At 68.8% G+C, this 19,929-nt stretch carries 16 protein-coding genes; 12 read left to right on the top strand and 4 right to left on the bottom strand.

Features of this window, described 5'->3' with window-relative positions:
- Positions 1-52: 52 nt before the first annotated feature.
- Positions 53-2,476, top strand: a complete 2,424-nt coding sequence (locus ASE70_RS08575; protein WP_162235945.1) for a DUF2339 domain-containing protein — start codon at positions 53-55, stop codon at positions 2,474-2,476.
- A 40-nt stretch (positions 2,477-2,516) separates the two neighbouring features.
- Here ASE70_RS08575 and ASE70_RS08570 read toward each other — a convergent pair whose 3' ends face one another.
- Positions 2,517-2,969, bottom strand: coding sequence for a DUF6456 domain-containing protein (locus ASE70_RS08570; RefSeq protein ID WP_056503431.1), 453 nt, complete (start codon positions 2,967-2,969; stop codon positions 2,517-2,519).
- Positions 2,970-3,063: 94 nt separating this feature from the next.
- On the opposite strand from ASE70_RS08570, the gene ASE70_RS08565 reads away from it, so the two are divergent.
- From ASE70_RS08565 to ASE70_RS08535, 7 genes are all read left to right on the top strand, one after another.
- Positions 3,064-3,624, top strand: a complete 561-nt coding sequence (locus tag ASE70_RS08565; RefSeq protein WP_056503428.1) for a helix-turn-helix domain-containing protein — start codon at positions 3,064-3,066, stop codon at positions 3,622-3,624.
- A 210-nt stretch (positions 3,625-3,834) separates the two neighbouring features.
- Entirely contained in the window at positions 3,835-6,111 is a 2,277-nt protein-coding gene (gene ptsP / locus ASE70_RS08560) for a phosphoenolpyruvate--protein phosphotransferase (RefSeq protein ID WP_056402301.1), read from the top strand.
- Positions 6,112-6,386: 275 nt separating this feature from the next.
- Complete coding sequence (locus ASE70_RS08555) at positions 6,387-7,202, top strand: helix-turn-helix domain-containing protein (RefSeq protein WP_082450870.1); 816 nt, start codon at positions 6,387-6,389, stop codon at positions 7,200-7,202.
- Between the two features lie 59 nt (positions 7,203-7,261).
- Positions 7,262-8,221 (top strand): hypothetical protein, encoded by a 960-nt coding sequence (locus tag ASE70_RS08550; protein ID WP_056503422.1) that lies wholly within the window; start codon positions 7,262-7,264, stop codon positions 8,219-8,221.
- Between the two features lie 370 nt (positions 8,222-8,591).
- Positions 8,592-9,710 (top strand): tRNA lysidine(34) synthetase TilS, encoded by a 1,119-nt coding sequence (gene tilS, locus ASE70_RS08545; RefSeq protein ID WP_056503417.1) that lies wholly within the window; start codon positions 8,592-8,594, stop codon positions 9,708-9,710.
- A gap of 69 nt (positions 9,711-9,779) precedes the next feature.
- The gene (gene ftsH, locus ASE70_RS08540) at positions 9,780-11,744 is read left to right on the top strand and encodes an ATP-dependent zinc metalloprotease FtsH (protein ID WP_056503416.1); all 1,965 of its coding nucleotides are present in this window, start codon (positions 9,780-9,782) and stop codon (positions 11,742-11,744) included.
- A gap of 190 nt (positions 11,745-11,934) precedes the next feature.
- Complete coding sequence (locus tag ASE70_RS08535) at positions 11,935-13,863, top strand: CocE/NonD family hydrolase (protein WP_056503412.1); 1,929 nt, start codon at positions 11,935-11,937, stop codon at positions 13,861-13,863.
- 128 nt (positions 13,864-13,991) lie between these two features.
- Here ASE70_RS08535 and ASE70_RS08530 read toward each other — a convergent pair whose 3' ends face one another.
- The 3 genes from ASE70_RS08530 to ASE70_RS08520 all read right to left on the bottom strand — a co-directional run bounded on the left by ASE70_RS08530 (position 13,992) and on the right by ASE70_RS08520 (position 16,922).
- Positions 13,992-14,900: a prephenate/arogenate dehydrogenase family protein gene (locus tag ASE70_RS08530; RefSeq protein WP_056503409.1), complete on the bottom strand. Its 909-nt coding sequence runs from the start codon at positions 14,898-14,900 to the stop codon at positions 13,992-13,994.
- Positions 14,900-15,994: a histidinol-phosphate transaminase gene (gene hisC / locus ASE70_RS08525; protein ID WP_056503407.1), complete on the bottom strand. Its 1,095-nt coding sequence runs from the start codon at positions 15,992-15,994 to the stop codon at positions 14,900-14,902. Before hisC ends, ASE70_RS08530 begins: the two co-directional genes overlap by 1 nt.
- Before the next feature lie 88 nt (positions 15,995-16,082).
- On the bottom strand, positions 16,083-16,922 hold the full coding sequence (locus ASE70_RS08520; RefSeq protein ID WP_082450896.1) for a zinc-ribbon domain-containing protein: 840 nt from the start codon (positions 16,920-16,922) through the stop codon (positions 16,083-16,085).
- A gap of 189 nt (positions 16,923-17,111) precedes the next feature.
- Between ASE70_RS08520 and ftsE the strand changes: the two genes are divergently transcribed.
- From ftsE to ASE70_RS08500, 4 genes are read left to right on the top strand one after another with little or no spacing between them, the layout of a single operon-like run.
- Entirely contained in the window at positions 17,112-17,792 is a 681-nt protein-coding gene (gene ftsE / locus ASE70_RS08515; protein WP_056503400.1) for a cell division ATP-binding protein FtsE, read from the top strand.
- On the top strand, positions 17,789-18,670 hold the full coding sequence (locus tag ASE70_RS08510) for a cell division protein FtsX (RefSeq protein ID WP_056503397.1): 882 nt from the start codon (positions 17,789-17,791) through the stop codon (positions 18,668-18,670). The genes ftsE and ASE70_RS08510 overlap by 4 nt, the downstream gene beginning before the upstream one ends.
- Positions 18,667-19,206, top strand: a complete 540-nt coding sequence (locus ASE70_RS08505; RefSeq protein ID WP_056503394.1) for a YdcF family protein — start codon at positions 18,667-18,669, stop codon at positions 19,204-19,206. Before ASE70_RS08510 ends, ASE70_RS08505 begins: the two co-directional genes overlap by 4 nt.
- Complete coding sequence (locus ASE70_RS08500) at positions 19,203-19,913, top strand: lysophospholipid acyltransferase family protein (protein ID WP_056503390.1); 711 nt, start codon at positions 19,203-19,205, stop codon at positions 19,911-19,913. The genes ASE70_RS08505 and ASE70_RS08500 overlap by 4 nt, the downstream gene beginning before the upstream one ends.
- Positions 19,914-19,929 lie beyond the last annotated feature (16 nt).

Raw genomic sequence — 19,929 nt, 5'->3', positions numbered from 1 at the left:
TGGCCCCGAAGGGGGCGACACCGGCCCCCGGCCTGTGCCACAACCGGTGGTGGTGACGATAGTCCTCCTCCTCGCGGTGATCGCCCTGTCGGTCGCGCTGGCCCGGTTGCAGCGGCGCGTCGTGGCGCTGGAGGCACGACTGGCCGCCCCCACGCCGCCGATCGCCCTGCCCGAAGCGGCGGCACCGGCAGTACCGGAGGCGGTCCGCCCCCGCATCGCGCCGCCCCGCCCAAGGCTGCCGCGATCGACTATACCGAGCATCGATTTCGAAACGCTCGTCGGCAGCCGCCTGCCGGTGTGGATCGGCGGGCTGGCGCTGGTCGTCGGCGGCATCTTCCTCGTCCGGCTGTCGATCGAGGCGGGGTGGCTGACCCCGGCGATCCGCACCGCGTTCGCCGCCGCCTTCGCGCTCGCCCTGCTGATCGGCAGCGAAGCGGCCCGCCGCCTGCCCGCCACCCACGACGACCCGCGCATCGCGCAGGTGCTGGCCGGGGCCGGCATCGCCTCGGCCTATGCCACGCTCTATCTCGCCGCCGCGCTCTATCATCTGGTCGACCCGCTTGCCGGGTTCGCGATCATGCTGGCGATCACCGCGCTCGGCCTGTTCCTCGCGCTGCGCCACGGGCCGCCGACGGCGGTGATGGCGCTGGTCGGCGGGTTCGCGGCGCCGCTGGTCGCCGGCTATGACGCGGCGGGCATAGGTGCGCTGCTGGTCTATCTCGGCCTGTTCGTCGCTGCCCTGCTCAGCCTCGCCATCGTGCGTGGCTGGGCGTGGCTGGCGATGAGCGCGCTGGTTGCCGCGTTCGGCTGGGCGGGGTTGCTGATCGCGCTGGTCCCGCCCGACCGGCTGGCCGGAATCGGCGCGTTCCTCGTCACACTGGCGATCGGCGGCAGCCTCGCCGCCCCGCGCGCCGCGATCGAACGCCGCTGGCTGCGCGCCGCGCCGCTGCTCGCCGCGCTGGTCCAGATGCTGGCGATCGCGCCAATGCTCGATTTCTCGGCGATGGCATGGGGCTTCTACCTGACGCTGTCGGCGGCGGCGCTGTTCCTCGCATGGCGCGACGCGGCGCTGCTGCCCGCCGCGATCACCGCCGCGATCCTCGTCACCCTGCTGACCGCCGCCGGGATGGTGCAGGACGACGGCAACGCGACCGAATCGATGGTGCCGCTCGCCATGCTGATCTTCGCGGGGGCCGGTGCCGGATTGTCGCGGCGCAGTGCCGGCTGGGCAAGGGTCGCCCTGATCGGCAGCATCGGCCCGCTGCTGGCGACACAGCTTTGCACGCCATGGATCGCGCGCCCGGCGCTGTGGCTGTTGCTCGCATTGGCCGGGGCGGCGCTCGCATGGCGGCACCGCGACCGCAGCGGGGCAGGTGATGCCGGACTGGTCGGGGGTATCGCCACGGTCGCGCTGGCAGTCGGCATCCTGCTCGCCATCCATCTGCCCGCCCCATGGCTCGCGCTCGCGCCGCTGGCGGCGGGCGGAGTGCTGCTCGCGACGCTGCGCCTCGATCCGGTCGCGATCGGGCGGCTGGCCGCCCTGCCATGGCTGTTGCTGATCCTCGCCGCCAGCGAACCGATCGCGCAGATCGGCGTCGCGCTCGGCAAGTCGCTCGGCTTCGACGTCTTTCCCTACGCCTATCTGCCGCGCGCCGCCGATGCCGCCACGCTTATCCTCCTGCCCGGCATCGCCATCCTCACCGCGGCATGGCGCGCGCCGGCGCTGTTCGCATCGTTCCGCCGGGTCATCGTGCCGATCGAGATCGTGCTGACCGTCCTCGGCACCTATGTCCTGCTCAAACAACCCTTCGCCATCGCCACCCTGCCCGCCTTCGAGGCGAACGGGTTCATCGAGCGCGTCCTGCTGACCGACCTCGCGCTGCTGGTCGGTGCCGTGCTGTGGCAACGGCACCGCAGGCTCGCCACCGCCTTCCTCACGCTCGGCCTCGCGCGCCTCACTTGGTACGACCTGCTCGGCCTCAACCCGGTATGGATCACACAGGCGGTCGGCCCGCTCCCGCTGCTCAACGCCGCCACGCTCCACCTCGGCTTCGCCGCCGCGCTGGTCTGGCGGCTGAGCGACTTCCCCCGCCGCAGCCTGATCGCGGCGCTGCTCACCCTCGCCGCGACGCTCGCCACCATCCGCCAGCTTGCCCATGGCACGCTGCTGACCGGCCCGGTGTCGACGCCCGAAAACTGGGGCTATTCGGCGGCGATGCTCGGCCTCGCGATCGTGTGGCTGTGGCGCGGCCTGTCGGTGGGCAGCGCCGACCTGCGCCGCTTCGGCCTTGCGCTGCTGACCCTCACCACGCTCAAGGTCTTCCTGATCGATGCCGCCGCGCTGGCGGGCGTGCTGCGCATCCTGTCGTTCATGGGGCTGGGCGCGGCGCTGATCGCGATCGGCTGGGCGTATCGCAAGTTTCTGGTTGCGGCACCGGCCCACTCCCCCACCCCACCACTCACGCAAGTATCCTGAATGGGTGGTGGGGTGGGGGAGCGGGCCGGTGCCGTCTTCCTCAAAACCGGTAATGCGCCGCCAGCCGGTCGAGCGCCAGCGTAAGCACCAGCCGCCCGGCGCGCGCCGGCCAGCCCAGCGCCTTTTCCGCTGCCGGCAGCCCCTCGTTCGCGCACACCGTCCGCCACAGGATGTCCGACAGTCCGGGCCCAACCGCCGCGATCGCCGCATCGAACCGGGCTTTCGCCGCGACCTGCCTGCCCGACGGGTCGACCGGCGCGCCGTTGCCGCCGCGTGGCGCGCCGTCCCAGCGCATCGTCACCTGCGGCCCCAACGACGCGCGTTCGAAATCGCCGCGCAACCGCTCCCCCGCCTCATACTGCCGACCATCGACCAGCGACCGCGCCTTCAGCCAGTCGAGCGGCGATTCGCGCAGGTTGACCGTCACCCGCCGCCCGCCCGCCGCATCGCGGATCCGCCCGGCCTCCAGCCGCCGCTCCACCAGTTCGCGCATCCCGTACCTCCCATTACCGAGTCCGGCGGGCTTGCCATGGGGTCACCCTTGTAGGAAAGCGATTGTACCAGATGGGTTTGCGAAAGGGCCATTGATGATTACCGCCATCCGCGAGGTACGCCGCGCCCGCGGGCTGACGCTGGAGGAAGTCGCGATCCGGTGCGTGCCGCCCACCACCGCGCAGACCATCGGCCGCCTCGAAACCGGTACGCGGACCGTATCGGTCGGCTGGCTGAACCGCATCGCCGGGGCGCTGGCGGTCGATGCCGCCGATCTGGTCCGCCTGCCCGAACGGCCCGACATGCCCGTCGCCGCGCTGCTCGACGCATCGGGCGCCGCCGCACCGCGCCGGGCGATGAGCGTCACCCCGCCGCGCATCGAACCCGATCTCGTCACCGTGATCGTGCAGAGCGCGACCGGCGACTATCGCGCGGGCGACCTCGTCTGGTGCCGCCGCCTCGCACCCGCCGACTACCTCGCCGCGCTCCACCGGGACGTCCTCGCCCCCGGCCCCGCCGGCCGCTTCGTGTACGGTCGGCTGCTCGCGTTCGACGGCGACGCGGTGTCGCTGCTCCCGACCCGGCTCGGCGCCAGCCCCGTCGCGCTGATCGCCCCGTGGCTCGCGGTCGCCGAACGGCTGGTCCGCAATCTGTGATTGGCCCGCCTGAACAGGAACCGGACGTCGTCCCCGCGCAGGCGGGGACCCATATCCGCCACGGCGGCGCTTCCTGCCCGAACCTCGGCGTCAATGGATTCCCGCCTGCGCGGGAATGACGAGCAGTTGACGAGCCATCAGTACCCAATTCCCCCCGCCCCCGACCTAAAGCGTCGTGACGCCTCCTCCTTCCCGTGTTAGCCCTGCGCCATGCCCCTATCGGCCACTGCCTCCGCCCGCGAAATCCTGACGAACCTTCACGACGTGATGGCGTCGCGAAGTCCGGCGCAGGCCAAGCTCAACTCGGTCGTCCGCATCATCGCCGAGGCGCTCGATAGCGAGGTCTGCTCGATCTACCTGCTGCGCGAGGGGCTGCTCGAACTCTTCGCCACGGTCGGCCTCGCGCAGGAGGCGGTCCACGTCACCAAATTCGCGCCGGGCGAAGGGCTGGTCGGCACCATCGTCGCCAATGTCGAGACGCTGAACCTCGCCGAGGCGGCGAGCCATCCCGACTTCGCCTATCGCCCGGAAACGGGGGAGGACAAATATCACAGCTTCGCCGGCGTCCCGGTCATCCGCCGCGAACGCGCCGTCGGCGTGCTGACCGTGCAGCATGCCGACCCGCGCCGCTATGCCGATATCGAGATCGAGGCGCTGCAGACCGTCGCGATGGTGCTGTCCGAACTCATCGCCAATGCCGACCTGATCGACGCGACCGCCGGTGCGTCGATCCGGCCGCAGGCGACCGGCGCGGTGCGGGTGCCAGGCTTCAAGCTGGTCGAGGGGATGGGCGCGGGCGTCGCCGTCTTTCACCAGCCGCGCATCGTCATCGAACATACCGTGGCGGAAGATACCGAGGCGGAGCGCCACCGCGTCTATGCCGCGTTCGACAAGATGCGCGACCAGATCGAACGCATGTCGAACCAGGCCGAATTCGGCGTCGGCGGCGAACATGACGAGGTGCTCGCGACCTACAAGATGTTCGCCTATGACGAGGGCTGGGCACGCCGCATCAACGAGGCGATCGACAGCGGCCTGACCGCCGAGGCGGCGATCGAACGCGTGCAGCAGCGCACCCGGATGCGGATGCGCGAGATCAAGGACCCGTTGCTCGCCGACCGGATGCACGATCTGGAGGACCTGTCCAACCGGTTGCTGCGCATCGTGTCGGGCCAGCTCGGCACCGCCGCGCAAATGGGCCTGCGACAGGATACTGTCCTGATCGCGCGCAACCTCGGCCCCGCCGAGCTGCTAGAATATGACCGCCGCCGGCTGAAAGGGGTCGTGCTGGAGGAAGGGTCGCTGACCGCGCACGTCGTCATCGTCGCCCGCGCGATGGGCGTGCCGGTATTGGGCCGCGTCCGCGACGTCCGCCGCCTGATCGCGGAGGGCGACCGGCTGCTGCTCAATTCGGTCGAGGATCTGCTGGTCATCCGCCCGACCCCGGCGATGGAGGAAGCGTTCGAGGCGAAGCTGGCGCTGACCCAGAAACGCCGCGCCACCTTCGCCGCGATGAAGGGCGAACCGCCCGTCACGCGCGACGGCCATCGCATCACGATGATGGTCAATGCGGGCCTGCGCGACGACGTCGCCGCGCTCGACCTGACCGGGGCCGACGGCATCGGCCTGTTCCGCACCGAATTCCAGTTCCTCGTCTCCGCCACCCTGCCGCAGCGCGAACGCCAGCAGCGGCTCTATCGCGACGTACTGGATGTCGCCGGCGACCGCCCGGTCGTGTTCCGCACCGTCGATATCGGCGGCGACAAGGCGCTGCCCTATCTCGACCATGCCGAGGGGCATGACGAGGAAAACCCGGCAATGGGCTGGCGCGCGCTCCGCCTCGCGCTCGGTCGCGAAGGGTTGATGAAGGCGCAGGCCCGCGCCCTGATCGAAGCGGCATCGGGCCGAACCCTGAACGTCATGTTCCCGATGGTGTCCGAACCCTGGGAATTCGAGGAAGCCCGCACCCTGTTCGAGGCGCAGCGCGAATGGCTGCGCGGTCGCGGCAAGTCGCTGCCGACCGACATCCGCTACGGCGCGATGCTGGAGGTGCCGGCGCTCGCCGACGTGCTCGATTTCCTGTGGCCACAGTTGGATTTCCTGTCGATCGGCACCAACGACCTCACGCAATTCCTGTTCGCCGCCGACCGCGCCGATCCGCGCCTCGCCATGCGCTACGACTGGCTGTCGCCTGCGATCCTGCGCTTCCTGCGCCGCGTTACGAAGGCCGCCCATGAAGCCGGCAAGCCGGTCGCGGTGTGCGGCGAAATGGGCGGACGTCCCCTCGAAGCGATGGCGCTGATCGCGCTCGGCATCGACCGCCTGTCGATCACCCCGGCGGCGGTCGGCCCGGTCAAGGCGATGATCCGCTCGCTCGACCGGCAGGCGGCGATGGCCGAGATCGACCGCCTGCTCGCCATCCCCACCCGCACCCTCCGCCCCGCCCTCGAAGAATGGGCCAGGACGAACGGCGTGGAACTCTCCTGAAACTTCTCCCCGCCTGCGGGGAGGAGTCATGCGCCAACAAATCCTCCCCGCTCGCGGGGAGGGGGACCATGCGCAGCATGGTGGAGGGGGGCGTCCGCATACGGCATGGCTGCATCGCGCGGCGAACCCCCTCCGCCAACTGCCCCCACCCGCATGACATACGATCCCCGCCCCAATTCCCCGACAACTCCCCGCTCCGGCGTTGACAGGCGCAGCCTGCTGGCCGAAACCCCTCCGCGACCGGGGGCTGGCAGCAGCGGGTAAGAAGGGTAGTGATGATGGACGGCGACGGCACCACGGGCACGCCACGCACGGCGGGCATGATGCTGCGCTCCGCACGCGAGGCGCAGGGCCTGACCCTGTCCGACATCGCGCAGCGCACCCGCATTCCGCTCCGCCACCTCGAAGCGGTCGAGGACGGCAAGTTTCAGGCGCTCCCGTCCAGCACCTATGCGATGGGGTTCGGGCGCGCCTATGCCCGCGCGGTGAACATCGACGAGACCGATGTCGCCCGCGCGCTGCGCGCCGAACTCGCCACCAATTATCAACGTCCCGAACCGCTGCAGGACCTTGAGCCGATCGACGTGCGCCGTGGCCCGTCGGGCGGGCTGGTCGCCGCCGCCGCCGCGATCGCCATCGTGCTGTTGCTGGTCGCCGGTGTGTTCTTCGGCACGTCGCTGTTCCGGCAGGACGAACCGGCAACCCCCGCCGCAACCGTCGCCGGCGATCTCGGCATGTTGCCCGAAGCCACCCCGACCGCGGCCCCCGGCGGTGCCAGCGTCCCCGTCGCCGCCCCGGCCAGCGGCGGACAGGTGACGCTCACCGCCACCGGCCCGGTCTGGGTCCGGATCTTCGACGATTCAGGCACGCTGGTGAACAAGGAGATGGCGGCGAACGAGCGTTACGACGTGCCCGCGACCGCCAAGAATCCGCAGATCCGTACCGGCCGCCCCGACCTGCTGACCGTCACGCTCAACGGATCGAACGTGCCGCCGCTCGGCACCGCCGAACGTGCGGTCACCGTCGGCATCAGCGCCGACGCGATCCGCGGCCGCACAACGCCCACGCCGACCCCCAGCCCGGCGGGTTAAGCGTGGCGACAGGCGACATGCGCCACAGTCTTCCCCGTTCCGCCTCGAAGGGCCTTTCCATGCGACCTCTCCTCGGCCTGCCGCTCGCTGCGCTCGGCCTGCTCCTCGCCCTGCCCGCCACCGCCCAGGATCAGGGCGCGCTCGACGGCCGCGTCAACAAGCTCGAGCGCGAGATGCGCGCCGTACAGCGCAAGGTGTTCCCCGGCGGTGCCCCCAATCAGGTCGAGCCGCAGATCACCGCCCCGACCCAGCCGACCGACATTCCCGGTTCCCCGTCGAGCGGCCCGCTCGCCACGCTGACCGCGCGGATCGACGCGCTCGAATCGCAGCAACAGTCGCTGACCGGCCAGCTCGAACAGGTGCAGTACAAGCAGCGCCAGCTCGAGGAATCCTTCGCCGCCTACAAGGCCGCGACCGACGCCCGGCTGAAGACCGCCGAGGCCGGCGCGCTGCCCCCCGCCACCCCCGGCGCGGTCGCCGCGGCGGGCGACACCAGCACCGACACGCCGCCGCCGCCCACGCGCGGTCCGGGCAATGGCGGCGGCACGCTCGGCACGCCTGCCGCCGCGCCCGCCGCCGACCCGGCCCGCGCCGCCCGCGTGAACGCGATCGAAAAACCCGCGACCGGCGACGCGGCCGAGGACGGCTACACCTATGGCTACCGCCTGTGGAACGCCAAACTCTATCCCGAAGCGATCGCCGCGCTCCGTCCGGTCGTCCAGCAATATCCCAAACACCGCCGCGCCAGCTTCGCCCAGAACCTGATCGGCCGCGCCTATCTCGACGACGGCAAGCCCAGCCTCGCCAGCCGCGAGTTCTACGAAAACTACAAAAACGCCCCCGACGGCGAACGCGCGCCCGACAGTCTATTCTATCTGGCTGATGCACTGACCAAGCTGAAGAAGACGAAGGAAGCTTGCGATGTCTATGGCGAGCTGACCGATGTCTATGGTGACAAGATGTCGGCGACGATGAAATCCGACATTGTGAAGGGTCGGACGGCGAACAAGTGTGTGTGACGCACGACTATACGCACGTCGTTTATGCTGAGTAGGGACTGGACTTGTCGAGGGCCCGGATCGAAGCACTGGTGCAGGTCCTTCGCTATCCTGTTTTTACAGGCTCGACCGCACCCCAGGACGAACGGCGGAGGGTTGCGCTTTGGCGGCGCTACCGAACCAAGCTTCCCGTCGTTGGTGGGATAGCTTGCCACAACATCCCCCGTTCAGTTCGAGCAGCTTCGAGCGAAGTCGAGAAGCGTCCGTCGAGAACCCGTTCGTTTGGGCCGCCGCCTTCTCGACTACAGTTCTCGACAAGCTCGAACCTCCGCTCGAAGCAAACGGATGGGGGGAAGCAGGTGAATGTGAAACCACCGAACACCAACCCACAATGACCCTCCCCCCCAAAGCCATCACCCGCTTCACCACCGACCTCACCGCGCTCGCGCCGGCACCAACGCCCGCCGCCCCGCTCGCGGTCGCCGTCTCCGGCGGCCCGGACTCGATGGCGATGCTGGCCCTCGCCACCGCCGCCTTCCCGAACGCGGTCATCGCCGCCACCGTCGACCACCGCCTGCGCCCCGCCGCCGCGCACGAAGCCGCGATGGTCGCCAAATGGTGCGCAACCCACCGCATCCCCCACGCCACCCTGTCCCCCGATCACCCCCCGACCGGGGCCAGTATCCAGGCACAGGCCCGCCACCTCCGCTACGCTCTCCTCGCCGGCTGGGCGCTCGCGGCAAAGGCCGGCGCGCTCGCCACCGCGCACCATGCCGACGATCAGGCCGAAACCTTCCTGATGCGCGCCGCGCGCGGTTCCGGCCCCGCCGGTCTCGCCGGCATCCGCCCCCGCTGGGACTTTCGCGCCGATCGATGGGCAGCAGCAGCCGCCCCAAGCCATACCCCGGCGAAGGCCGGAGCCCAGTTGGGGGACGTCACCGCATACCAGCACCACCTTCCCGACTGGACCCCGGCCTCCGCCGGGCTACGGCCGGATGGCAAGGCACCGGCCCTCCCCGTCATCCGCCCCCTTCTGAACTGGCGTCGAGCCGAACTACGCACCCTCGCCGCCGACCTACCCTTCGTCGACGACCCGTCGAACGTCGATCCGCGCTACGACCGCACCCATGCCCGCGCGCTGCTCGCCACCGGCCAGATCGACCCGCTCGCGCTCGCTGCCGCCGCCGCGCATTGTCGCGACGTCGATACGGCGCTGACCGACACCGTCGACTGGCTCTGGCGCACCCGGCGCACGGCCGACGACGCAGCGACCCGGATCGACGTCACCGACCTGCCGCGCGAACTACGCCGCCGCCTCGCCCGCCGCGCGATCGGCGACGTCCGCGCGACTCACGCCGTCACCGAAGGCCGCTGGTCCGACGCCGCCAATATCGAATCGCTGCTCGACGCGCTCGAGCCGGGAAAACCGGCGACCCAGGCCGGCATCCTGGTCGTGCCGAAGCGGCAAATCTGGCGGTTTTCTCCCGCTCCGCCGCGTCGTTCAGTCTGATCGACGTTGTTCCATTGTCATTAACCTTCGCTGGCCTATCTTGTGGTTACTGAGAGGTAACACGTCCGCATGAACGACAACGACAAGCAGAACGGCCCCGACAACAATGGCGGCGGCAATCCGTGGATGAAGAGCCTGTTGATCTGGGTCGGCATCCTCGTATCGCTGGCGATCTTCGTCCAGTTGTTCAACGGTCCCTCGACGCAGAATCAGGGGCAGGTGATCCCGTATTCGACCTTCCTGAACAAGGTCGACGAAGGGTCGGTCCGCGACGTCAACATCGCGACGACCACCATCACCGGCACCTACACCAATGACGACAAGTTCCGCACCAACGCGCTGAACGATCCCAACCTGATCGAACGGCTGCGCGCGAAGAACGTCGTCATGAACGCGCGCCCCGACGAAGGGCCGAATATTTGGCTGGTCATGTTGTACCAGTCGCTGCCGTTCCTGCTGTTCCTCGGCATCGCCTTCGTCGTCCTGCGCCAGATGCAGAAGGGCGGCGGCGGTGGCGGCGCGATGGGCTTCGGCAAATCGCGCGCCCGGATGCTGACGCAGAAGGAAGGCAAGGTCACCTTCGACGATGTCGCCGGCATCGACGAAGCACGCGCCGAGCTGACCGAAATCGTCGACTTCCTCAAGGACCCGACCAAGTTCGCACGGTTGGGCGGCAAGATTCCGAAGGGCGCATTGCTGGTCGGCTCGCCCGGCACCGGCAAGACGCTGCTCGCCCGCGCCATCGCGGGGGAGGCCGGCGTGCCGTTCTTCACCATTTCGGGTTCGGACTTCGTCGAGATGTTCGTCGGCGTCGGTGCCAGCCGCGTCCGCGATATGTTCGAACAGGCCAAGAAATCGGCCCCGTGCATCGTCTTCATCGACGAAATCGACGCGGTCGGCCGTCATCGCGGCGCAGGTCTCGGCAACGGCAATGACGAACGCGAGCAGACGCTGAACCAGCTGCTGGTCGAAATGGACGGGTTCGAGGCGAACGAAGGCATCATCATCGTCGCCGCGACCAACCGTCCCGACGTGCTCGATCCCGCGCTGCTGCGGCCGGGCCGCTTCGATCGTCAGGTCGTCGTCCCCCGCCCCGATATCGAGGGCCGGATCAAGATCCTGCAGGTCCATATGAAGAAGGTGCCGCTGGCCCCCGACGTCGATCCGCGCGTCATCGCGCGCGGTACGCCGGGCTTCTCGGGTGCCGACCTCGCCAACCTCGTCAACGAAGCGGCGCTGACCGCGGCGCGCAAGGGCAAGCGCCTCGTCGCGAACCAGGAGTTCGAGGAAGCGAAGGACAAGGTCATGATGGGTGCCGAACGGCGCTCGATGGTCATGACCGACGACGAAAAGCGGATGACCGCCTATCACGAGGCCGGCCATGCCATCGTCTCGCTCCACGAACCGGCGTCGGACCCGATCCACAAGGCGACGATCATCCCACGCGGTCGTGCGCTGGGCATGGTGATGCGCCTGCCGGAACGCGATTCGTACAGCTATCATCGTGACAAGATGTACGCGAACCTGTCGGTCGCGATGGGTGGCCGCATCGCCGAGGAAATCATCTTCGGCTATGACAAGGTGTCGTCGGGCGCGTCGGGCGACATTCAGCAGGCGACGTCGCTCGCCCGTGACATGGTCACCCGCTGGGGCATGTCCGATGCGGTGGGTCCGGTCGAATATGGCGAACCGCAGGGCGAAAGCTTCCTCGGCTATTCGTCGTCGGCCCCGGCGCGGATGTCGAACAAGACCGCCGAACTGATCGACAGCGAGATCAAGCGTATCGTCGAAGGCGGTCTGGACCGCGCCCGCAAGCTGCTGACCGACCATGTCGATCAGCTGCACCTGCTGGCCGGCGCGCTACTCGAATTCGAAACCCTGTCGGGCGACGAGATCAAGCGCCTGATCGCGGGCGAGGATATCGGCCGCGACGAAGGCACGCCGTCCACCCCGCTGGCCGCCGGTGGCACCTCGATCCCAAAGACCCGCCGCCCCCGCGGCCCCTTCGGATCGCCAACGCCGCAGGGCGCATAACCTCGGTCCGGTGGTGGAGCCGTCGCTCCGCCACCGGATGCACCGCGTCGCACGAACGGCGTGCGAGTGTGACCTTTGTGACCTTTGGCGCGGATATGCCGATCGGGATGTTGACTTCCCCGACGGTCCGCCGAACGATGTGACATCATCGCATCGCCGCCCGGCGACACGGTCAGGAGTCCTCGTTCCCATGCGTATCCGCCCGCTTCTCCTTGCCTGCACCCTTGCCCTTGGCGCGTCGTCGCTCGCGGCGCAGACCGCCGCCCCCGGCCCCGACATCTGGCCGGCCAAGGGCGACATCCCGGCGAACTTCGTGCCGCCGACCGACAAATATGACTATGTGAAGCGCGAAGTGATGGTCCCGATGCGCGACGGGGTGAAGCTGCACACGGTCATCATGATCCCGAAGGGTGCGGTGAACGCCCCGATCCTGCTGACCCGCACCCCCTATAATGCGTCGGGCCGCGTCGCCCGCGCCGACAGCACCAGCTATGTCGCGACGCTGCCGCAGGGCGACGAGGTCTTTACCCGCGCCGGATATATCCGTGTGTTCCAGGACATTCGCGGCAAATACGGGTCGGAGGGCGAGTATGTCGTGACCCGCCCGGTCCGCGGCCCGCTCAACCCAACCGATGTCGATCACGTCACCGATGCCTATGATACGATCGACTGGCTGGTGAACAAGGCGAACCTGCCCGAAAGCAACGGCCGTGTCGGCATGCTCGGTTCGTCCTACGAAGGCTTCACCGTCGTCATGGCGCTGCTCGCCCCGCATCCCGCGCTCAAGGTCACCGCGCCCGAAAGCCCGATGATCGACGGCTGGATGGGCGACGACTGGTTCCATTACGGCGCGTTCCGCCTCGCCAATATCGGCTGGATCGGCAGCCAGACCGGCTATAAGGGCGCCGGTGCCGCCCCGCCGTCCACGACCTATGACGATTACGACCAGTTCCGGAACGTCGGCTCGGCGAACGACTGGGCCAAGGCGTCGGGCTATGCCCAGCTCCCTTTCTGGCAGCGTTTCGTCGCGCACCCGTCCTACGACGCCTATTGGCAGGGCCAGGCGCTCGACAAGCTGCTCGCCGCCAACCCCTCCAACGTGCCGACCATGTGGGAACAGGGGCTATGGGATCAGGAGGATATGTACGGCGCGATCACCGCATGGGAGGCGCTGAAGGCCAAGGGCAAGGGCGGCAACAATTTTCTGGTGATGGGCCCATGGCGGCACAGCGGTGCCAATTACGACGGCTCGACGCTGGGCGACCTGAAGTTCAACGGCGATACCGCGCTGCAATGGCGGGAAAAGTATCTGTTCCCGTTCTTCGATCAGTATCTGCGCGACGGCCGCCCCGCCTTCACCCCGCCACAGGCGCTGATCTACAATACCGGTGAGAACCACTGGGACGAGCTGCCCGACTGGCCGCTCGCCTGCGAGAAGGGCTGCGCCGCGCCGCTCAAGCCGATCTATCTGGGCGGCGACGGTGATCTCGGCTTCGCACCTGCCAAGCCCGGCGGCGATAGCTATGTCTCCGACCCCGCCAAGCCGGTTCCGCACCTGTCGCGCCCGGTCAATTTCGACGATGGCCGGTGGAAGGCGTGGCTGGTCAGCGACCAGCGCCATGCCGATGGCCGCACCGACGTCATGACCTACCAGACCCCGGTCCTGACCCAACCGGTCAAGGTGTCGGGCGCGCCGATCGCCGACATCTTCGCCAAAACGACCGGCACCGACGGCGATTTCGTGGTGAAGGTCATCGACGTCTATCCCGACGTCGTGCCGGGCGAACCGGCAATGGGCGGCTATCAGCTACCGATCAGCCTCGATATTTTCCGCGGCCGCTATCGCAACGACATGGCCAAACCGTCGGCGATCCCGGCGAACAGGACGCAACGCTATCGCTTCCGCCTGCCGACGGTGAACCATGTGTTCCAGCCGGGCCACCGCATCATGGTACAGGTGCAATCGTCGCTGTTCCCGCTCTACGATCGCAACCCGCAAACCTATGTCCCGAACATTTTCACCGCCCCCAAGGACGCGTACAAGAAGGCGACGGTCACGATCGAACGGGGTGGTGCCAGCCCAAGCGCGGTGTGGCTGCCGGTGGTGCCGGCGAAGTAAAGTCAGTCGCCCGAACCATACACGTCACCCCAGCGCAGGCTGGGGTCTCTCGGTGATAGCATATAGCAGGAACCGCGTGAGACCCCAGCCTTCGCTGGGGTGACGTTGTCGGTATGGGTGTCGGAACCCTACCCGTGATCGCGCCCGAAATCCTCGCGGGCGTCGTCCTGCCCCTGCTCGACGATCGACCGGCGGATCGCGCGGGTCCGGGTGAACAGGTCGAACAGCTCGTCGCCCTTGTCCCACCGGATCGCTCGTTGCAGCGCCGACAGGTCCTCCGAAAAACGCTGGAGCATCGCCAGCACCGCGTCCTTGTTGGCAAGGAACACGTCGCGCCACATCGTCGGGTCCGACGCGGCGATGCGGGTGAAATCGCGAAACCCCCCGGCCGAATATTTGATGACCTCGCTCTGCGTCACCGTTTCGAGGTCGGATGCGGTACCGACGATGGTATAGGCGATCAGGTGCGGCAAATGGCTGGTCACCGCCAGCACCAGATCGTGATGCGCCGCGTCCATCGTGTCGATCTCGGCACCCAGCCGCCGCCAGAACTCGGCGACCCGCTCCACCGCTATCGGATCGGCATCGGCCGCCGGGGTCAGGATGCACCACCGCCCCCGAAACAGCGTCGCGAAGCCCGCATCCGGCCCGCTGCGCTCGGTCCCCGCCACCGGATGCGCCGGGACGACCGTCACGCCCGGCAACACCTCGGCAAAGGCGGCGGCCACCCCGGCCTTGCTCGATCCGACGTCGCTGACGATCGCGCCTGCCGGCAGGTCGTCGGCGATCTCGGCGGCGACCGCACCGATTGCCCCCACCGGCACGCACAGGATGACCAGATCGGCATCGATCACCGCCGCCCCGGCATGATCGGTGCAGTCGTCGACGATCCCCAGCGCCCGCACCTGCTCACGCGCTTGCGGAGAGGCATCATGCCCGGTTAGCCGCACCGTCGGCATTTCCGCACGCACCGCCCGCGCGATCGACGATCCGATCAGCCCCAGCCCGATGATGGCGACGCGGGAAAAGGGCAGCATCAGCCGCCCACGATCTCGCGCAGGGCGGCGGCGACGCCGCGCACCTCCGCCTCGGTCCCGATCGAGATGCGCAGGCCATTGGCCAGCCCCTGTCCGGGCAGCCAGCGAACGATGAAGCCCCGGTCCATCAACGCCTGATACGCATCGCCCGCGCCGACCGGCCCGTCGAACAGCACCAGCACGAAATTGGCCTTGGACGGTACCGCGCGCAGGCCTGCATTGCCCATCGCCGCGATCTCGCCCTCGAACCACGTCCGCCACTGGCGGTTATGTTCGCGGCTCGCCTCGACGAACCCCTTGTCGCGGATCGCGGCGATCGCCGCCTGCTGCCCGGCGGTGGTCACGTTGAACGGCGCACGGATGCGGTGCATCGCATCGATCGCCTCTGCTGAACCATAGCCCCATCCGATCCGTTCAGCGGCAAGGCCATGGATCTTCGAAAAGGTCCGCGTGACCAGCACGTTCGGCTGCGTCCTCGCCAGTTCCAGCCCGTGATCGTCCTCGGCCGCGTCGAGATATTCGGCATAGGCCTGATCGAGGACCAGCAGCACGTGCGGCGGCAGGCCCGCATGCAGCCGGGCGATTTCCGACCGGGGGGAAAAGGTGCCGGTCGGGTTGTTGGGATTGGCCACGAACACCACGCGGGTCCGATCGGTCACGCAGGCGAGGATCGCGTCGACATCGGTCGCATGGTCCCTGTCGGGTGCGATCACCGGCGTCGCACCGACCCGCCGCGCCGCGATCTCATAGACCGCAAAGCCGTAGCGGACGAAGATCACCTCGTCGCCCTGACCCGCATAGGCCCCGGCCGCCAGATGCAGCACCTCGTCCGACCCGGTGCCATAGATGATCCGGGCCAGGTCCAGCCCATGCGCCTGCCCGATCGCCGCGCGCAGATCGGCCGCCCCGGCATCGGGATAGCGTTCGAGACTGCGGTCGGCGGTGGCAAAGGCCGCGCGGGCATGCGGCGAGGTGCCGAGCGGGTTTTCGTTCGACGACAATTTCGCCACCTGCCGCCCGTCGTCGGTCTTCGACCGGCCGGGGACATAAGGAGCGATGTCGAGAATCCAGGGCTTGGGAGCAGGCGCGTTCATGGTGCGGCACTGGCAAATGCCGCCGCCGAACGCAAGGCATCGGTCATGGGGAGCGGGCGCTCCTGCCCCCTTACCGCGATCCCGCCGCCTACAGTCCCGACGCGAAGCTCAGTTCGAGTTCCTTCGCATTCGCCGGAACGTCCAGCGCCGCGCTGTTGAAACTCAGGCTGCCGCTCGGTCCGATCGCCCGCGTCTGCGGCTTGATCGTCCAGCTATAGACGCTGCGATCCTGATCGTCCTTCAGCACCGCGCGAATATCGGGAATCCGCTGGCGGCTGCCGGTTTCGTTGATGATCTTGCCCGAAACCGCGAACAATTCGTTGCCGCTCGACAACAGCCGCCGTTCGGGCGTGTTGATGGCGAATTTCAGCGCCGCATCGGCATTGGTCGCGATCGGCAGGCCCAGTTGCTCGGCGATGCCCGGCGTGCCGGTGTACAGGATCGCCCCCGTCGCGGCGAGCATCGCGACGCCGGCGGCTACCGCGATCGCGGTGCGACGGCGCGCGGGATTGCGGCGCGGTACGAACGGCGGCTGATGGGCAAAGGCGCTGACCGTCTCGCCCCGCTCGGCGCGTTCGGCATCGGGGTCGATATAGCGCCGTGCCGGTTCGGCGGTGCGCGCCCGCAACGGCCGCGCCACATCGGCGGCATAGGCGGATTCGGCGAAGACCGGTGCCGCCGGGGCATAGTCGCCGACCGGGGCGGCACGCGGCATGTCGGGCACGGCATCGGCGACCACCGGCTGCGGCACGCGCACCGGCTCGGCTGGCGGCGGCGTCTCACGCGGACCGTGGCCCAGATCGACCATCGCCGGCGGCTGGAACCAGCTATGCCGGCATCCCGCGCAACGAACCGTGCGCCCCGCGGGTCCGATCGCCGAATCGGCGACCAGATAGCGCATATGGCATTGCGTACATTCGAGGATCATCGCGTCCCCTGCCCCCTGCATGAGCCGCGCCGCGCCACCGCTGATGCGGGGCGAACCGGGCGCGCCTTGAAATCAAGCGTTGAATCTACGTCCCCGACGCCATCCGGGCAAGGCGCGATGTTGCCCGGCTTGAGACAAACGCCCCCATGTGCGATTGGCAGGGTCGACCGGCGGAATCCAAGGGCGCACGTGGCCAGTATCGTTCAGTTCGAGAATGTCGGCCTTCGCTATGGTCACGGGCCGGAAACGCTGAGCGACCTCAGCTTCACGCTTAGCGAGGGTACGTTCCACTTCCTGCTCGGCGCATCGGGCGCGGGCAAGACCTCGTTGTTGCGCCTGCTCTATCTGGCGCAGCGGCCCAGCCGCGGCGTCATCCGGCTGTTCGGCGAGGATATGGTGCTGTCGCCGCGCGAACGGCTGCCGGGGTTCCGGCGGCGGATCGGGGTGGTGTTTCAGGATTTCCGGCTGGTCCCGCATCTCTCCGCCCGCGACAATATCGCGCTCCCCTTGCGCGTCGCCGGCATGCCCGAGGACGAACTGGCCGGGCCGGTTGCCGAGATGCTGGCATGGGTCGGGCTGACCGATCGTGCCGATGCCCGCCCGCCGACGCTGTCGGGCGGGGAGCAACAGCGGGTCGCCATCGCCCGTGCCGTCATCACCCGACCGGAAATCCTTATCGCCGACGAACCGACCGGCAACGTCGATCCGATCATGGCCGAACGCTTGCTCAAGCTGTTCGCCTCGCTCAATCGCCTCGGCACCACCGTCGTCATGGCGACCCACGACCATCACCTGCTCCACCGCGTCCCCGATGCGCTGGTGATGCAGCTGGACGCCGGACGGCTGCTCGCCGCCACGGACGCGGCATGATCGGGCGCGCGGCCGTGCAACCGCTGCTCGACGACCGACAGGGGCGGCGGGCGATGGTGTGGATCATGGCGATCATGATCTTCCTGACGACGCTCAGCGCCGCGCTCGGCCTGTCGACGCGAGGGGCCGGGCGCGCGCTCGACCGGCAACTGGCGGCACGGCTGACGGTCCAGGTGATCGAGGGCGACGCCGCCCGCCGCGACGCGGTCACCGCCGCGCTGCTCGGCCGGTTGCGCCGTTCCGCCGACGTCGCCCGCGCGAACGAGGTTGACCGTGCCCGCCTCGCCGAACTGCTCGAACCCTGGCTGGGCGAGGCGGGGCTGGACGCCGACCTGCCGATGCCGGCGATGGTCGATGTCGATCTGCGCAGCGGCGACGATGCCACCGTCGCCCGGGTCGACGCGCTGGCGAAGGCGGTTGGCGACGGCATCCGCGTCGATCGCCATGCGACGTGGCTGGCCCCGGTGCGCGCTTTCGTCGCGGCGCTCGGCTGGACCGCGCTCGGGCTGGTGATGGTGATGGCGAGCGCCACGGCGGCGGTCGTCCTGTTGGTGGCCCGTGCGGGGCTTGATACGCACCGCGGAACGATCGACATCCTGCACATGCTGGGTTCGACCGACCTTCAGATCGCGCGCCTGTTCCAGCGGCGCATCGGGCAGGATACGCTGACCGGCGGGCTGATCGGCGCGCTGGCCGGCGAGCTGCTGGTGGCGTTGCTGGGACAACGGATGGCGACGCTCGATTCGCAGCTGGCCGACGGCGTTTCGCTGCGGCCGCTCGACTGGCTGGTCATCGCCGTCCTGCCCGTCGCCTTCACCCTGCTTGCGATGTTCGCCGCGCGGATCGCGGTACTGCGGCGGCTGGCGCGGGTGTTGTGATGGGCCGGCTCTTCTCGGTCGCGCTGCTGCTCTATGCGCTCGGCTTCGCGCTGTTCGCGGTGACCCTGCCGCAGCCCGGCCCGCTGCAACAGCGGACCGATGGCGTCGTCGTGCCGACCGGCGGGTCGGGCCGGATCGAACGCGGGCTGGCGGTGCTGGCGGCGGGTCAGGCGCCGCGGATGCTCATCACCGGCGTCGACCCCGATGTCCGCCCGCGCGAACTGGCCGCGGCGATCGATGCGCCGCGCGCGTTGTTCCGCTGCTGCGTCGATCTGGGCAAGGAAGCGGTCGACACCCGCTCCAATGCCGACGAGACCGCCGAGTGGGTCCGCCGCAACCGCTATCGCTCGATCCGGCTGGTGACGTCGAACTGGCATATGGCGCGCGCGACGATGGAGTTGCGCCATGCGCTGGGCAATTCGGTCGAGATCGTGCGCGATCCGGTGACCGGTCATCCGGGCTTCGCGCTGCTGTTCGGCGAATATAACAAATATCTGGTGCGGGGCGTGGTGATGCGGCTGGGAATCGATCTGTGATCGCGTGGATCCGCACCTGGGTGTTCCGCATCCTGTTCTACGCCGCTTCGGGGCCGATCGTGCTGAGCGCGCCGGTCTCGGCATGGTTCGGGCAGCGCGCGATGCACGTCCACGCCCATGTCTGGATCGCCACCCACCGCTTCCTCGCCCGCTGGATATTGGGCGTGCGCGTCCGGGTAGAGGGGGCGCGCCCGCCCGGCACCTATCTGTTCGCGGTCAAGCATCAGGCGATGTTCGAAACGCTGGAGATGGCGCAGCGGATCGACGGCCCGCTGATCGTCATGAAGCGCGAGCTGATCGACATGCCCTTCTGGGGCCGTACCGCGCGTGCCTATGGCGCGATCGGCGTGGACCGCGATGCGTCGTCCAAGGCGCTGCGCCAGATGCTGAAGGAAGCCGCCGTCGCGCGGAAGCAGAACCGTTCGGTCCTGATCTTTCCCGAAGGCACGCGGGTCCCCGTCGGCGAAGCCCCGCCGCTCCGCTCGGGCTTTGCCGGGCTGTACAAGGCGCTGAACATGGCCGTCGTCCCGGTCGCACTCGACAGCGGCCACTGCATGCGACGCCCCGGCCCCAATCGACCGGGCGTCATCACGATCCGCTTCCTCGATCCGATCCCCCCCGGCCTTCCGCGCGAGGAGATCGAGGCGCGGGTCCATGCCGCCATCAACGCGCTGGAGCCGGCGGCGGGGGGCGTCGCGGCGGGGTGATCGGTTACCGTTCGCA

The organism is Sphingomonas sp. Leaf22 (assembly GCF_001421715.1).
Taxonomy (GTDB): Bacteria; Pseudomonadota; Alphaproteobacteria; order Sphingomonadales; family Sphingomonadaceae; genus Sphingomonas.
Note: the sequence above shows the minus strand (reverse complement) of the source record. Positions and strands in the feature narration are given on the sequence as shown.